The sequence below is a fragment of the Microbulbifer agarilyticus genome, assembly GCF_020171345.1.
GTDB classification, from domain to species: domain Bacteria; phylum Pseudomonadota; class Gammaproteobacteria; order Pseudomonadales; family Cellvibrionaceae; genus Microbulbifer; species Microbulbifer agarilyticus_D.
This window is the reverse complement of record NZ_JAIUZM010000002.1, coordinates 761,616-777,197: the sequence shown is the minus strand read 5'-3', so window position 1 is coordinate 777,197 and position 15,582 is coordinate 761,616. Positions and strand designations below refer to the sequence as shown.

General features: G+C 56.2%; 12 protein-coding genes. All 12 read right to left on the bottom strand.

Annotation, left to right across the window (positions count from 1 at the left end; translation table 11 throughout):
* Window positions 1-150 precede the first annotated feature (150 nt).
* The 12 genes from LCM31_RS10400 to LCM31_RS10345 all read right to left on the bottom strand — a co-directional run bounded on the left by LCM31_RS10400 (window position 151) and on the right by LCM31_RS10345 (window position 15,355).
* Window positions 151-1,158, bottom strand: coding sequence for a hydrolase (locus LCM31_RS10400; RefSeq protein ID WP_224869800.1), 1,008 nt, complete (start codon window positions 1,156-1,158; stop codon window positions 151-153).
* A gap of 88 nt (window positions 1,159-1,246) precedes the next feature.
* A complete protein-coding gene (locus tag LCM31_RS10395) occupies window positions 1,247-1,744 on the bottom strand; it encodes a DUF411 domain-containing protein (RefSeq protein ID WP_224869798.1) in 498 nt (165 codons plus the stop codon).
* Window position 1,745: 1 nt separating this feature from the next.
* A complete protein-coding gene (egtD, locus tag LCM31_RS10390; protein WP_224869796.1) occupies window positions 1,746-2,699 on the bottom strand; it encodes an L-histidine N(alpha)-methyltransferase in 954 nt (317 codons plus the stop codon).
* Window positions 2,696-4,105, bottom strand: coding sequence for an ergothioneine biosynthesis protein EgtB (gene egtB, locus LCM31_RS10385; protein WP_224869794.1), 1,410 nt, complete (start codon window positions 4,103-4,105; stop codon window positions 2,696-2,698). Before egtB ends, egtD begins: the two co-directional genes overlap by 4 nt.
* A 181-nt stretch (window positions 4,106-4,286) precedes the next feature.
* Window positions 4,287-6,866, bottom strand: a complete 2,580-nt coding sequence (locus LCM31_RS10380; RefSeq protein ID WP_224869792.1) for a TonB-dependent receptor — start codon at window positions 6,864-6,866, stop codon at window positions 4,287-4,289.
* Window positions 6,867-7,440: 574 nt separating this feature from the next.
* Window positions 7,441-7,704 carry a hypothetical protein gene (locus LCM31_RS10375; protein ID WP_077403487.1) on the bottom strand — a complete coding sequence of 88 codons (264 nt, stop codon included), beginning with the start codon at window positions 7,702-7,704 and terminating at the stop codon, window positions 7,441-7,443.
* 112 nt (window positions 7,705-7,816) lie between these two features.
* The gene (gene cysG / locus LCM31_RS10370) at window positions 7,817-9,196 is read right to left on the bottom strand and encodes a siroheme synthase CysG (RefSeq protein ID WP_224869790.1); all 1,380 of its coding nucleotides are present in this window, start codon (window positions 9,194-9,196) and stop codon (window positions 7,817-7,819) included.
* A gap of 18 nt (window positions 9,197-9,214) precedes the next feature.
* Window positions 9,215-10,489: a serine--tRNA ligase gene (gene serS / locus LCM31_RS10365; RefSeq protein ID WP_224869788.1), complete on the bottom strand. Its 1,275-nt coding sequence runs from the start codon at window positions 10,487-10,489 to the stop codon at window positions 9,215-9,217.
* Window positions 10,490-10,507: 18 nt separating this feature from the next.
* The gene (gene crcB / locus LCM31_RS10360) at window positions 10,508-10,882 is read right to left on the bottom strand and encodes a fluoride efflux transporter CrcB (RefSeq protein WP_224869786.1); all 375 of its coding nucleotides are present in this window, start codon (window positions 10,880-10,882) and stop codon (window positions 10,508-10,510) included.
* Window positions 10,883-10,970: 88 nt separating this feature from the next.
* On the bottom strand, window positions 10,971-12,320 hold the full coding sequence (locus tag LCM31_RS10355) for a replication-associated recombination protein A (protein ID WP_224869784.1): 1,350 nt from the start codon (window positions 12,318-12,320) through the stop codon (window positions 10,971-10,973).
* Window positions 12,313-12,930 (bottom strand): outer membrane lipoprotein chaperone LolA, encoded by a 618-nt coding sequence (lolA, locus tag LCM31_RS10350; protein ID WP_222246573.1) that lies wholly within the window; start codon window positions 12,928-12,930, stop codon window positions 12,313-12,315. The genes LCM31_RS10355 and lolA overlap by 8 nt, the downstream gene beginning before the upstream one ends.
* Window positions 12,931-13,030: 100 nt before the next feature.
* Window positions 13,031-15,355 carry a DNA translocase FtsK gene (locus LCM31_RS10345; protein ID WP_224869782.1) on the bottom strand — a complete coding sequence of 775 codons (2,325 nt, stop codon included), beginning with the start codon at window positions 15,353-15,355 and terminating at the stop codon, window positions 13,031-13,033.
* Window positions 15,356-15,582: the final 227 nt, after the last annotated feature.

The following is a 15,582-nucleotide window of genomic DNA, read 5'->3' as shown; positions in this document are numbered from 1 at the left end:
CAAATCGAAATTCGATACACCTAACAGAATAGCTAGTAGATTCGGGCGCCGAGGGAAATTGCTGCTTTACGTCAACGAAATTTTGCGCCGACCGTGTGACCGTGCGCAAAATGGTTGCAATCGAACGTGTTCACATAGCGAAACTGAATATCAGGCAGCCAATTGTGCACGCAAGAATCCTGGAATGGCGTCTTCAAGCCAGTAACGCGGCTGCCATAGGCTTCCACTGATAAAACCCACGTGCCCTCCCCGCTTGCTGATTCCCAACGTGACAGAACTGCTCACGTCTGTGGCAGCAGGAATGGCTTTGGGTGAAACGAACGGATCGTCCACCGCGTGGATCAGATAGGTCGGACGCGCGATATTGATAAGATGGGGGCGGCTGGACGCACGATCATAGTAGTCGTCTACATCTCGAAATCCGTGCAGGGGCGCGGTGAAATGATCGTCGAAATACCGAAAATTACTGAATGCACGAGGGGCATCCAGTTGCGGCATTCTTTGTGCGATCGCTGGGTCCTGCGCTTTACGCTTCAGGCTTTTCTTGAGGCTGTCCAGCAAGTGCTTCTGGTAAATCCGTGAGAAACCGGTATCCATGCGCTTGCTCGACAGATGCAGGTCCAGTGGCGCCGACACCGAGACCGCGGCCTTAAGTGGGCTGGTCTCGCCGTCTTCACCCAACCACTTAAGTAATACATTCCCGCCCAGAGAATAGCCCACGGCCATCAGAGGGGTATTTGCGTAGTGCTCTGCCAGTTTGCCGGCAACCCAGCGAGGGTCTTCGGTATCACCGCTGTGGTAGGCGCGCGGTAAAAGGTTTGGGATACCACCACAACCACGGAAATGCATCACCGCCACCTGAAAGCCAGCAGACAGCAGTGCTGGCATCAGCCCCTGAATGTAAGACGATTCTACAGAGCCTTCCAGCCCATGGAGCACCAGTACGATCGGTTGCGTTGGGTCATCTCTCAAGCGCGCGGGCGTATGCAGGCCAATGCGGTCGCCATCCGGCGTTGCCAGCCATTGCAACTGGGTGCGAATCCAGGGCTTGGGGCGGTTAAAGACCGGAAAGATCGTTTGCAGGTGGCAATTTGCCAGCCCCGTTGCGGGCTTAAATGGCTGTGACGTTGGGTGGTCTGAAATGGAGGCGGTATTCAAAATGCGTGCAGCCCTGATACGGTTTTGCGTAATGGCTGCAAGCGTATCGGCTGGCGCGTATGGAATCCAGTCTGCGTAGCAGAATTGGCTAACTCGCCTCCGGCGCGGTTACTTTTTCGTAAAAGCGATATTCACCGTCGGGCAGTATTGCGTAGACCACGTAGGGCTCAAAATCTTTACCGCGATACATTCCTGGGCTGCCTTTGGGCATTCCCGGTACGGCAAGACCAATGCTGCCTTTGGGTGGATTGGCGAGGAATTGACGGATCAGGCGTGCAGGGACATGCCCTTCAAACACGTACTGGTTGTTCCAGACACCGGTATGGCAGCCTTGCATGGTGGCGGGTACACCCCATCGCTGCTTCACGCTCGCCGTATCCAGGCCATTTTCGCTGGCAACGGAAAACGCATTGTTTTCCAGGTGGGTAATCCAGTCGTTACAACACAGGCAGAACGGTGACTTATAGACCGTAATGCTGTTGGCATCACCCCGTGGGGCTTGGCCTTCTGGTGTACTAGCTGTATTGCTGCAACCAGCGAGTAGCAGCGTAATGAGTGCAAATGGCAGGAGCTTGAGTGGAATCACTTTATTCGATCTCGGCATAGAAAATGGCGTAATGTTGTTTGTTATCGGTCCAGTGCTGCCGCGGTGTAAAACCGGCGCTGTTTAGCTGTGCCTCTAACCCCGCGAGGGTGTATTTATGGCTGTTTTCCGTGTGGATGGTTTCACCCTCATCAAATCGGAATGTGTGGCCGCAAATCTCCACACTTTGCTGTTCGAGACTGACTAAATGCATTTCTACCCGTTGGCGTCGGCTGTGATAAAACGCGCGGTGGGCGAAATTGTCGACGTTGAAAGATCCATCCAATTCACGATTGATACGATGAAGGAGGTTTTTGTTGAATGCTTCGGTGACGTGCTCGCTGTCGTGGTAGGCGCGCTCAAGCACAATGGAGTCTTTAACCAGATCCGCTCCCAGTAACAGCCCGTCCCCCGGGCGCAGTCGAGCGGCAAACAAATCGAGCAGTTCCGAGGCAGACTGCGGTGTGAAGTTGCCAATCGTGGAGCCTGGAAAGAACACCACTTTACGACCGGTCGTATTTGGTAAATGCTGCCAGATAAATGCGCTGGTAAAGTCGCCAACGGCCGGCACGACGTCCAAGTCGGGGAGCTTATTCTGCATGCGCTCTCGCGCCGCGAGTAAAATCTCAGGAGAGATATCCATCGGCAAATAGGCACTGGGCGCATCCATTTGTTGCAGAAGCGGTTCCGCTTTCTCGCAGTTACCCGCACCCGGCTCAATCAGAACAACATTCTCCCCAAGCTGTGCCGCAATATCATCGAGTTGCTCCGTGAAGATCTGTGCTTCGGTGCGCGTTAGATAGTAGTCATCAAGATCACAGATTTGTTCAAAGATGCGGGACCCCGCTTCATCGTAAAGATACTTACAGGGTAAGGTTTTCTGCGCTGCGGACAGACCACTCAACACATCTTGCTCGAATGCTTCTACTGCTGCGATTTGCTGTGCTGCCATATTCATAGGTCATCTCCCGCTAAGCGGATACCGGTAAACTGCCAGGCTTGGTGAGGATAAAAGAAGTTGCGGTAGCTGATACGAATATGGCTACGTGGTGTTACGCAGGAACCGCCACGCAATACCATCTGATTGCACATAAATTTACCGTTGTACTCCCCTACCGCGTCGGCACTGGCCTTAAACCCTGGATAAGGCTGATACGCGCTACTGGTCCATTGCCAGACATTGCCGAGCAGTTGGGCACCCTGCGCCGTAGAACTGTCTGATGCGTTTAGATCATCATGTTCGGGCTGCGGATGAAAATGACCGGAATCGAGCATGTTGCCAGCGGCTGTGGCACTTTTTTGGCAGTGTAGCCACGCGGCTATTTCCCACTCGAACTCGGTGGGCAGGCGGAAACCGGCCCATGTGGCAAATGCATCGGCCTCGTAGAAGTTCACATGGCAGACGGGCGCATCCGGGTTGATAGGCTGTGATCCGGACAGCGTGAATTCATACCAAGCACCTTCGACCTCCCGCCAATACAGTGGTGCCCTCATGCCGCTCTGGTTCACATGCGCCCAACCGTCCGAAAGCCACAGGCGCGACTGTTGGTAGCCGCCCTCGTTCATGAACGCCAGATACTCAGCATTTGTGACGAGACGAGAAGCGATACGAAACGCCGGCTGATAGCGTTGATGCGCGGGCCCTTCGTTATCGAATGAAAAGACTTTGCCATCGCTGCCAAGGGTATAGGTATCTTCCGGCACCCTCAGCCAGCTGAGTTCTGCAAGACCGTCGCGATCTTCTATCGGCATTTCCTGGTGTAGTTCACCATGCCCCTGCTTATAAGCGGGGGCCATAGGATTTATGGATAGGGCGTGCTTGATGTCGGTAAGCAGCAGTTCCTGGTGCTGCTGCTCATGATTGAGTCCGAGAACGAGCAAATTCGCGAGGTCGCTGTCGACTTCTTCCTCGGTAAGCCAGCGTTCTATTTCTCTGTCGATATGTTGGCGGTAGGAAAAGACCTGATCGAGCGATGGCCTGGAGAGAAGTCCCCGTTGCGGCCGCGCAAACGGCGTCCCGAGAGCGTTGTAATAGGAGTTGAACAGGTGGTGAAAGTCGGGATGAAAACAGTCGTAGTCGGGGCAATGGGGCTGCAGAATGAAGGTTTCAAAAAACCAGCTGGTGTGTGCCAAATGCCATTTACCAGGGCTTGCATCTGGCATTGACTGAATCTGGAGGTCTTCGGCAGACAGTGGCTCCACGATACGTTCAGTCTGCTGACGAACGCCCTGATATTTGATCAGCAGCGCATTGCGCTCATTCAAGCTCAAGGGGTGGGGTTCGTCCGAACACCAGTAGAGCGTCGATTGGTTACCGGCTGTGTCTTCGTATACTGCTGGGTCCAACTCTGAAATCAGGTTCATTCCTTGTCCCGAGAACGGCATCGAGTGCTTTGATCATACAAGTATTTACGTCGAATCCCATGGCAGAGGCCTGTTTCAGGAAGAGTCGGGCGCCACTTATTGCAGAGCAAAAAAAAGGGCCGGCAAAGCCGACCCTTTTTCGCAGGCGCTAGGCGCCTTGTGTCACGACTGACTTGTGCGATTAGAAGCGCACAGTGAAGTCGGCACCGTACATGCGCGGCATGTAACGCCAGGCCGGGCTTGCACCGATGGCTGCACCGGTACCGCCGTAGCCGCCAGCGATCTCTTCGTCAGTGACGTTCTGTACCCACAGAGCAGCAGAGTACTGATCAGAGGCGCTGTTCCAGCCGGCACGCAGGTTCATCAGCTGGTAATCCGGAATTACACGAGCCGGATCGCTGATGGAACCAACACGCTCGTCGGTCCAGTTGTAGTCACCACGGATGGACACGTCGCCACCTGCAGCCAGTTCCCAAGTGTATTCAGCCATGATGTTGAACTTGTTCTCAGGAGTGCCTACACGAGGCTGGCCAACACGCGAGTTTTCCTCTTCGGTTTCACCGATAGACTCGATGATCTGGTAGCGAGTGTACTCGGTATCCAGGTAAGAGTAGTTACCAGCGATGAACAGGTTGTCGGTTGCAGCCCACTGAACTTCGAACTCAGCGCCCTGACCTTCTGCATCGGCGTTACGCAGGTAGTAGTTCGGGATCGGTGCGCCAACGAGATCCAACTGCTGCAGGTTCTTGTAGTCGTAGGCGAATACAGAAGCGTTGAAGCGCACCGCGTTGTCGAACAGGCTGCTCTTCAGGCCGATTTCCAGGTTGGTAACGTCTTCCTGATCAAAGGAAGGGTCGATGCCGTCGGCAACAGTGAAGCTGTTGAAACCACCCGCCTTGAAGCCATCGGCCAAAGAGACGAAGGTCATTACATCATCGTTCCAGCGGTAATCAAGAACGAGTCGGCCGGAAAGGTCGCTCCAGGAATCGCTCAGGGATTCGTTGAGGTCCGGGTTACCACTGTTGTTAAACGCGATACCAAAGCGCGAGGAAGGTAGTACGCCTTCAGGGATAGATGGAACGCCGATCTGGGTCAGTACGCTGCCATCTGGGGCCATCACGTCAACCATGCCGCCAGTCAGCGCCAGAGGCAACTCGTTCTGGTAGGAGCTAGTCAGGGTGAAGTCTTTCTCGTCTGCGGTGTAGCGAACACCTACAGTCAGGTCCAGCTTGTCGGTCAGGCTCCAGGTCGCGTCGCCGTATACGGCGGCCGAACGGTAGTCACCAGTGTTGAATACGGATTCATCCCACTGGGTGTCGGCCATTACCCAAGGGGCGATACCGGCCATCAGCTGAGCGGCCATCTGCTCGCGGTTCAGCATGCTGGCAGTGATAGTAGGCGGTACACCCAGGCTTTGAATCAACTGGTCAGCCTGACCAGACTGAACCATCAGATCGTATACAAAGGTAGATACAGCCGCGCCTTCAAGGCCACCAGCGATCATCTGCTGACGAGTCTGGTATGCGATGTCTTCCAGCTGGGTGGTGGTGAAGCCTGCACCCGCGTAGGCAGCTTGAACGCCTTCGTAAACGGCGAAGGATTCCAGGGAGCCGGCGGTGAAGTATGCGTCGGTGGTGTGCTCCAGCTCTTCACGAGAGAAGGAAGCACCCAGAGTCCACTTCAGGGTGTCGGAAGCGCCGTTCAGACGGAACTCCTGCGAGAACTGAGTCTGATCATCGAAGTTGGCAGAACCAAACTTGTAATCTGGGTCAGCAGTACCGTCCTCATCCTGCTGCAGGTGGGCTTCGAAGCCACGATACGCAGTGATAGAGGTGAAGGTAAAGTTCTCGAAATCGTGCACGATGGACAGAGAGGTGCCCCAGGAATCACGATCTTCGATGGTCGGGGTGTCCAGCGCGAAATCACCGAATACATCGGTGCCGCCGTCAGCCGCCTGCAGAGACGGTACGATGGAGCTACGCAGCGCGCTGCCCTGGTCCATGATGCCGTAGTCTGCGCGGAACAGTACCTCGGTATCCGGAGTCGGTTCCCACAGCAGGGATGCGCGGTAAGTCTGGGTATCGATGTTACCCACTTCGAAATCGTTCGCCAGGTTGTCAGCGAAGGAGTCACGACGGTTGGTGGACGCGGTGAAACGGCCATACAGGTTGTCGCTCAGCTGCTTGTTGAACAGCAGGTCGCTGGAAACACGGCCGTAGTTACCTGCTGTCATGTTCAGTTCAGCAGTATCTTCGGCCTGAGGCTTGGTAGAAATAATGTGGATGGCACCACCGGTAGCGTTACGGCCGAACAGAGTGCCCTGCGGGCCCTTCAGTACTTCGACACGCTCGATGTCTGCCAGCGGGATTTCAGCACCAGCGCCACGGCCGGTGTAAACACCGTCTACGTAAACGGCTACTGCAGGGTCGGAACCTACAGTGAAGTCACCGGTTTCGATACCACGTACGCTGTAGGTCGGCTGCAGCGGGGTATCGTTGTTCATCTCTACGCCCGGGGTGAATTTACCCAGGTCGGTCAGATTTTTGACACCCATGGCTTTCATGCTGTCACCGGTGAATGCGGAGATAGCAATAGGCACGTCTTGCAGGTTCTCTGCACGTTTCTGGGCGGTTACAACTACTTCTTCGATTTCGGCGGCGTAGGCAGCGCTACTCAGAGCCGTGGTAACGGCAATCGCAGCTGAAAGCGTCGAAAGTGTAAAGGAACGGTTTTTTCCGGACTGGTCGGCGTTGTACATCATCGCGTCCTCGCGTTTTAGTTATTGGTAAAGCGTGATGGAAAATGGTTGTTATTGATAGTTATGTTGGGCCATCTTACGTGGCCCTCGGTCCTATTAAAAGCTTGTGATGACCTTTTTATCGTGACTGGTCAGTTTTTTGGGCAGGAAGTGTGATCTAGTGCGCCAAATTGGCGCATTATTCTTTAAATGAGCCGATATTGTGACTGAGACGGAGAAGCCAGTACTGTGAATCCGCCCGGCATAGGCCGTGAAGCGCAGCGCTCTGTGGTTGGTACGGTTTTACCACATTGCGTCTTATGTCCCAAAATAACAACTCTAAGTTACCCCGAAATATTCTGGGATCATTCAGTCAAATCTTTGGAGTCTCGTTCGCAGCATGAGCCTGCTCACTGCGTAGCCTTCTCTATTTGATGCTGTTACTCGGTGATGGGTGTGCCAAGGCCTGCTGATGCGACGCGGTCGTTCCGCCGGTGAAGTAGGCGCTGGTTGGTGGTGACATTCGAATAACGGCATCCGCAAAGGCCCCGAGGTGTTATGCACCCCGGGGTTTTTTATTGCCTGCTATTCGGCTTCGCTATGCGGTCTCGTCGAGAATTGCGAACGAGAGGAAAGATGTGAAGAGGACCAGTCCAAGGACAAACGGCAGCAGTGGAAAGCAGATCATCAGTAACGATGCGGCAATCCAGATGTTCTTCACCCAGTTGCGCTTAATCTGATAGGAGCGGGAATAGCGCCGCAAATGACTGTCGCTTTCGTCAGGCAAGGCAATCTCACTCTCCCGAGGAAAAAAGCTCCGCACCAGAAGAGTGCAGTAAAAACGCAGCAGCATCCACAACATAGAACCACCATTGGCAAACATCTCTCTAAGTATAGATAGGCGTTTGTTAGTGGGTGGTGGAGTGGATGCCTGGCCTGCTTATTCGTACCCGGCTCTTCCGGGTGCTGGCCTGTTACTGGTACCAGCCGAGGCTTTCCCGCAAAGTGACAACGCCACCGATGATGGTAAGCGCCGGTGCGCCGACCTCGTGTTCCACGGCAAGTTGCGGCAGTGTGCCAATGGTGCCGACGATCACGCGTTGCTCTCTGGTGGTGCCTTTTTCTACCAGTGCTGCCGGTGTATCGGCATCCATACCGTGGTTGATGAGTTTCTCGGAAATGGTTGGCAGCCCGGTCAGGCCCATATAGAAGACCAGGGTCTGGTTCTTGGCGATCAGTTCATCCCAAGGGAGTACCAGATCGCCCTGCTTCAAATGACCAGTAATAAATCGTACAGACTGCGCGTGATCCCGGTGCGTCAGCGGAATTCCGGAATAGGCAGAACAGCCAATGGCCGCGGTGATACCCGGCACAACCTGGAACGGTACCTGGGCTTCTGCGAGCTTGTCGATTTCTTCGCCGCCGCGCCCGAACACGAAGGGATCCCCGCCCTTGAGGCGCAGGACCTTTTTGCCCTCTTTTGCGAGATCGACAAGAAGCTGGTTTATGTCGTCTTGAGGCACAGAATGGAACTGCTTCATTTTGCCCACGTAGATGCGCTCGGCATCCCGGCGCACCAATTCCAGCACTTCGGTAGAGACCAGTCGATCGTAAAGCACGACATCCGCCTGCTGCATCAAACGCAAGGCCCGGAAGGTGAGTAGGTCTGGATCGCCGGGGCCACCGCCAACCAGATATACCTCGCCGCTAGGCGCGGGTTTCGCTTTCCACTGCTGCAGTTCTTCGAGGATCGCCTGCTCCGCTTCGGCCTTATGGCCGCGCTCGATCTGCCCGACCACTGGCCCGTTAAATACCCAGTGCCAGAAGTCTTTGCGTTGTGGTTCAGGCAGCGCCGCTTTCACTTTGTCGCGCATGCGCCCGGCGAGCTCAGCGATCAGTCCAAGGCCTGGCGACAGTAGCGTTTCAATTTGCGCGCGCAGCATGCGCGTAAGAACGGGTGCGGACCCACCACTTGAGATACCGATCGCGAGTGGGCCGCGCTCGACAATAGAGGGAAAGGTAAAGGTGCAGTGCTCGGGTGAGTCCACCACGTTAACCGGCAGGCGACGCGCGCGGGCATCGATCGATACCTGCGCGTTCACATCTTCATCGGCGGTGGCCGCGACCACCATTTCAGCGTGGTCGAGCAGCTCCTGGCGGTAAGTCCCAACAATGTACTCACCACTGCTGGCCAACACCAGTTGGCGCAGCTCGTCGGTGATATCGGGAGCCACAACGAGCAGGCGTGCCTCCGCTTTACTGAGTAGCCGCGCTTTGCGCGTGGCGATGGCTCCGCCCCCAACAATGAGACAGGGGCGGTTTTTCAAATCAAAAGCGAGAGGCAGGTAACGCAAGGTCTTAATCCATACTGCTTAGCCGATCTTGGTTGCGCCCCGCATGTATGGGCGCAGTACTTCCGGCACCTCGATACTACCATCGGCCTGTTGGTAGTTTTCCAGTACCGCGATCAGCGTGCGGCCTACTGCCAACCCGGATCCGTTCAGGGTGTGCAGCAATTCTGGCTTGCCCGTTTCAGGGTTGCGCCAGCGTGCCTTCATACGCCGGGCCTGGAAGTCGCCCATCAGGGAGCAGGAAGAAATTTCCCGGTACTTGTCCTGAGATGGAATCCAAACTTCCAGATCATAGGTTTTGGTTGCACCAAAGCCCATATCGCCACCACACAGCACTACTTTGCGGTATGGCAGATTCAGTTTCTGCAGAACTGCTTCTGCATGACTGGTGAGCTGTTCGAGCGTGTCCATGGACTGATCTGGGCGAGCGAAACAAACCAGCTCTACTTTTTCGAACTGGTGCTGCCTGATCATGCCGCGGGTATCACGCCCGTGGGAGCCGGCTTCGGAGCGAAAGCAGTTGGTGTGGCTCACGTACTTGTGCGGCAATTGATCGGCATCGACGATCTCATCGCGGTACAGGTTGGTCAGCGGTACTTCTGCGGTTGGGATGAGGTAGAAACTACGCTCGTCCTCCAGTTTGAACAGGTCTTCCGCAAACTTGGGCAGCTGGGAAGTTCCGTACAGGGAATCGCTATTTACTATCACCGGCACATTGGCTTCTGTATAGCCGTGCTCTTCTACGTGTAGATCAAGCATGAACTGTGCCAAAGCGCGATGCAGCTTTGCTACTTCGCCGCTCATCACGGCAAAGCGTGAGCCGGTGATCTTGCTGGCTACCTCAAAGTCCAGGCCGCCGAGATTGCTGCCGAGGTCTACGTGATCGCGTACTTCAAAATCAAATGCACGCGGCTCGCCCCACTTGGCCACTTCGACGTTGTCATCTTCGTCTTTGCCTTCTGGTACGGACGCGTCCGGCAGGTTGGGGATTGCAAGCAAGATGTCGTCGAGCTCTTTTTGCAGCTCGCTCAATGCATGCTTGGCTTCGTTCAACTGTCCACCCAGGGACTCCACTTCCTTCAGCAGCGGCGCGATATCTTCACCAGCCGCTTTGGCGCGGCCAATGTTCTTGGATTTGCTGTTGCGCTCGTTCTGCAGGGACTCAGTGCGCACCTGCAATTCTTTGCGTTGTTCTTCCAGTTGTTCGAGCTTGGCTGTATCCAGTTGTACGCCGCGCTTCGCCAGCGCCGCAGCCACGTCGTCGAGTTGGGTACGAATCAGTTTTGGGTCGAGCATGATAATTTGATTACCGCGTTACAGATATTTCATTCCCAGCGTGATCGCCGCTGCGGTTGCAGCGAGGCACACCAGAAGGCTGGCCACTACATAGGCCAGCGCCGTTAAAGGCTGGCCATTGTGCCACAACAGCACAGTTTCCAGCGAGAAGGTCGAAAAGGTTGTGAGGGCGCCAAAGAGCCCCGTCATGATAAGCAGCCGCCACTCGTGTCCCAGTGCGCCGCGCTCAATGATCAAAACGTAGGCAATGCCGATCAGCAGGGAGCCCACCACATTCACAATCAGCGTGCCCAGCGGGAAGCGGTGCTCGAAGACCGGGAAGGCCCAAACGCCAACAAGGTGGCGCAATATGGCGCCCACCGCTCCTCCCAGAGCAATTGCTATCCACTGCATGACTGTAAGTCCTTGTTACTGAGCTGTCCTGGTACACGTCGAATTGGTGTGCCAGTTTGGTACGCCTGATGGCAGTTGGTGGCGGATTTTAACGCTTTTCCGATTGTGGGTATCGCTGACGGGGGCTTTTTTGATTCAGCTCGCGCAGTTTTTGCAGCTTTTCCTCGATCTTGAGCTCCATCCCACGCGGAACCGGCTCGTAATAGCGGCGCCCGGCAATAGCTTCGGGGAAGTAGCTTTCCCCTGCGGCGAACCCGTCAGGCTCGTCGTGGGCATAGCGGTACTCCGCACCGTGGGCCATTTCCTTGGCAAGCTTGGTGGGCGCATTGCGCAGGTGGACCGGGACCTCGTGACTGGGTTCGCGGCGAATATCCGCCAGCACACGTTTGTAGGCACTGTAGACTGCATTGCTCTTGGCGGCGATGGCCAGGTAAACGATGGCCTGGGCGATTGCCAGCTCCCCTTCCGGGCTTCCCAGCCGCTCTTGTACATCCCATGCGTTGAGCGCAATTTCCAGCGCGCGCGGGTCTGCATTGCCGATATCTTCACTGGCCATGCGTACCGCGCGCCGCGCAACGTACAAGGGGTCACAGCCACCATCGATCATGCGCGCGAACCAGTACAGTGCCGCATCCGGGTCGGAGCCGCGGACCGATTTGTGCAGTGCGGAGATCTGGTCATAGAAGAAGTCCCCGCCCTTATCAAAGCGCCGCACGTCCGCGGTAAGCACCTCGGCAAGCACATCTTCGTCGATTACCTGTTTGCCACCCTCTTCCCGCGAGAGATCGCAGGCAATCTCCAGTAGGTTTAATGCGCTGCGCGCATCGCCATCGGCACTCCGGGTGATCTTGTCGAGCACCTCATCAGTAATCGCGATATTGCGCTTTTGCAGCTCCTCGTCTGATTCCAGTGCGCGCCGGAGGAGACCAGCAAGCTCGTCCTGCCTGAGGCTGCGCAGCAGGTATACCCGGCACCGAGAAAGCAGTGCGTTGTTGAGTTCAAACGCGGGGTTTTCCGTGGTGGCACCAACAAATGTGACGGTGCCCTCTTCCACGTATGGCAGGAATGCGTCCTGTTGCGACTTGTTAAACCGGTGCACCTCATCCACAAACAGAATGGTGCCCCGGCCACTTTGGGCTGCATGCTGCTCGGCCTCGGCTACCGCCTGGCGAATTTCCTTAACCCCGGCCAACACGGCGGATAGCGTCGCGAAGCGCGCGTCGCATTCCTGGGCAAGCAGACGCGCAAAGGTCGTTTTGCCCACGCCAGGTGGACCCCACAGGACCATGGAGTGCAACTGGCCGCGCTCTACAGCTTCGCGCAAGGGTTTCCCCTGCCCCAATAAATGCGTCTGGCCCACATAGTGGGCCAGAGTGGTAGGCCGCATGCGTGCGGCCAGAGGCTGATGCCGGCGCGGCGACCGGAATAAGTCATTCATCGCGGATAACGTCGGTGCCCTTTGGCGGCTTGAAGTTAAAGATACTTGAGGACAGTGAAGGATTGGCTTTCAAACCATTGAATTTGATATCGGTGGTCTGGCCCATGCCATCGCGCACGGTCATTGCGGAGGGCAAGCCCTTCTTGTCAAAACGAATCACCATGGATTTAAAGGGTGCGCCAGCACGCTTTGGCGTCAGGTAGTAAGCGCCCTTCTTGTTTTGCACGTTAAACGAACCGCGAATCTCTTCGACCTTGCCGCCGAGCAACAGTGCAGGTGTTTCCTTCATGCGCTTGTCCACTGGGCGAATCGTTACCTGCTCCAGATCCGGGTCATACAGCCACAGCTTTTTGTTGTTGGTTACCAGCAGCTGTGGGAATGGCTCGCCGGTTTGCCAGCGCAGGCGCCCCGGGCGCTGCACCGAGAAGTTGCCACTGCTTTTTTGCAGTGTTTTGCCCTTCTGGTCCTTCAAAGTCTGACGAAAATTGCCAGAGATGGCGCCCAGAGGCTGCAGCAAGCGGCTCAACTCATCACTCGCATCAGCGATTGATGCGTTGCTACCAAAAGCAAAGCCCAGTGCAATCAGGAAGGTGCTCAGTGTACGTTTCATAGATGGGCTCCCAAAATCGATGCGTTCCAATTTGCGAATCTGTCCCTAAAGCCTAGTCTCTGGCATGTGAACCAGCCCTGAACCGGGAGCATAAACCCCGTTATGCGGGTGGCGGTGCCAGGACTTCGCGGTTGCCGTTGGCCTGCTGTGCCGATACGACGCCGGCGGCTTCCATGGCCTCGATCATGCGTGCGGCGCGATTGTAGCCGATGCGCAGTTGTCGCTGTACCGAAGAAATGGAGGCCTTCCGGGACTTGGTCACGAAAGCGACCGCTTCGTCATAGAGCGCATCAGTCTCGGGGTCATCCTCACCACCTTCCGTTGCCATGCCCGGTACAGGGATGCTGTTGTTGGAATCATCGACGATGCCGTCGATGTATTCGGGCTCACCGCGGCGACACCAGTCTGCTACAACTTGGTGCACCTCATGGTCATCAACAAAGGCCCCGTGCACCCTTATGGGCACCGCCGTACCCGGCGGCAGATATAGCATGTCACCGTGTCCGAGTAGCTGTTCAGCACCCCCCTGATCCAAAATGGTGCGTGAGTCGACTTTGGATGACACCTGGAAGGCCATGCGGGTGGGTACGTTGGCTTTGATCAGGCCGGTAATGACATCTACGGACGGTCGCTGGGTAGCAAGCAACAGGTGAATACCGGCGGCACGGGCTTTCTGCGCAATCCGTGCGATCAGCTGTTCCACCTTCTTGCCGACAATCATCATCATGTCGGCAAATTCGTCGATCACCACGACGATGGCTGGCAGTGGCTTCAGGTGCGGCGCGGTCTGTTCGGCTTCGGGCACACTGGACATAGGATCGGGCTGCCAGATCGGGTCTACCAGCGGCTCACCACTGGCGATGGCCTCTTTCACCTTGCGGTTGAAGCCCGCCAGGTTGCGCACGCCCATGGCTGCCATCAGCTTGTAGCGGCGCTCCATTTCACCGACACACCAGCGCAAGCCGTTGGCGGCGTCATTCATGTCGGTGATTACCGGGGTCAACAGGTGCGGAATCCCTTCGTATACCGAGAGTTCCAGCATCTTCGGGTCCACCAGAATGAGGCGAACCTCATCGGGTGTGGATTTATAGAGAAGGCTCAGCAACATCACATTGATGCCGACGGATTTACCGGATCCGGTAGTACCGGCAACCAACAGGTGCGGCATCTTGGCAAGGTCTGCAACCACCGGCTGGCCGGCGATATCGTGCCCCAGCGCGAGGGTCAGTGCAGAGCTGGACTTGTCATATACCTCCGCTCCGAGCACCTCGGTGAGTCGCACCATCTGGCGATTTTCATTGGGGATCTCGATGCCCACCACGGACTTGCCCGGGATCACTTCCACCACGCGCACGCTGATTACCGCCAGCGAACGCGCGAGGTCCTTGGCCAGGTTGGTGATACGGCTCACCTTTACACCCGGCGCAGGCTGAATCTCAAAGCGGGTGACCACCGGCCCCGGCAGGACCGATACCACCTCTGCGACCACACCAAAATCCTTCAGCTTCAGCTCAAGCAACCGCGAAAGGGCTTCGAGGGCTTCACGGCTGAAGCCGGCCTTCTTGTTGGTTTCCGCAGGATCCAGTAGCGAGAGCGCTGGCAAGGAACCGGTAACGGGACCCTTAAACAGCTCACCCTGCTTCTCCTTGGCGGCGCGGGGGCTCTGTTTGGGGGGCGGTGCGACCGCTGCAATCTTGGGCGCCTGGCGCTTGGCAGTCCGTTGCTTTTCTTCCTCGACGGCCGCTTTGCGTACCACGATGGCTTCACGCGCTACGCGCTGCTCTTCTCGCGCCTTGCGCGCGCGCGCCAGTCGCGTACCTATCCAGTTGATGGCGAACAGTACACTGCGGCCAATGTCTTCGAGCAATTGCAGCCAGGACATCCCGGTGAATACCGTCACGCCGATGGCAAACAGGGCAAGCAGCAAGATAGTTGCCCCAACGTAGCCTAGGCCGGTTTCCATAAATGAAGAGACCGCTGCGCCGATGATGCCGCCATTGGAGAACGGCATGGGTTGTTCGGCTTCGTTAAAGCACAGGGTCGATATGGCAGCACCGGCTAGCAGCAGCACGATCAGGCCTGCGACACGCAGCGCAAAAAGTGGGCCGTGGAAACGGGCGTTCTTATCGCGCAGGATTCGATAGGCACGCCAACTGATCAGTATGGGAAACAGATAGGCCATCCAGCCCAGCAGGGACAGGCAGACATCCGCTAGCCAGGCACCGGTCGGACCAATGGCGTTTTGGATATCACCGCCACTGCCGGTATGGGACCAACCGGGGTCCTGAGCGCTGTAACTGAGCAGGCTGATGCCGACGAGCAATGCGCCGGCAAGGAGTCCGATCAGGGCGCCCTCACGGACGATACGGGCGATAAGGGATTCAGGGATGGCTGCCCCGGAATCGGTTTCACTCTCAGCCTTCAATGGCCACCTCGGTCATCATGTTCTTATTAAAAGACCCACGAAATGTGTGCGCTTTATTCGGTATTGGGGTCTGTGTACTACAGCCGTCCGCCAAATGCTACCGTCGCCGGACTTCACAGATCACATTAAGAGACTATTTTACCTATATATTCAATGAGTTACGCGACAAACCTCACGCAGATCTCATGTTAAAAAAGATTTTCGCGCCAGAGTCGGCGCTGTGAGTG

Excerpts from the sequence above, each read along its gene's own strand:
- egtD (WP_224869796.1), bottom strand. The coding sequence starts at position 2,699 with ATGAATATGGCAGCACAGCAAATCGCAGCAGTAGAAGCATTCGAGCAA.
- egtB (WP_224869794.1), bottom strand. The coding sequence starts at position 4,105 with ATGAACCTGATTTCAGAGTTGGACCCAGCAGTATACGAAGACACAGCC.
- LCM31_RS10380 (WP_224869792.1), bottom strand. The coding sequence starts at position 6,866 with ATGATGTACAACGCCGACCAGTCCGGAAAAAACCGTTCCTTTACACTT.
- LCM31_RS10375 (WP_077403487.1), bottom strand. The coding sequence starts at position 7,704 with ATGTTGTGGATGCTGCTGCGTTTTTACTGCACTCTTCTGGTGCGGAGC.
- serS (WP_224869788.1), bottom strand. The coding sequence starts at position 10,489 with ATGCTCGACCCAAAACTGATTCGTACCCAACTCGACGACGTGGCTGCG.
- crcB (WP_224869786.1), bottom strand. The coding sequence starts at position 10,882 with ATGCAGTGGATAGCAATTGCTCTGGGAGGAGCGGTGGGCGCCATATTG.
- LCM31_RS10355 (WP_224869784.1), bottom strand. The coding sequence starts at position 12,320 with ATGAATGACTTATTCCGGTCGCCGCGCCGGCATCAGCCTCTGGCCGCA.
- lolA (WP_222246573.1), bottom strand. The coding sequence starts at position 12,930 with ATGAAACGTACACTGAGCACCTTCCTGATTGCACTGGGCTTTGCTTTT.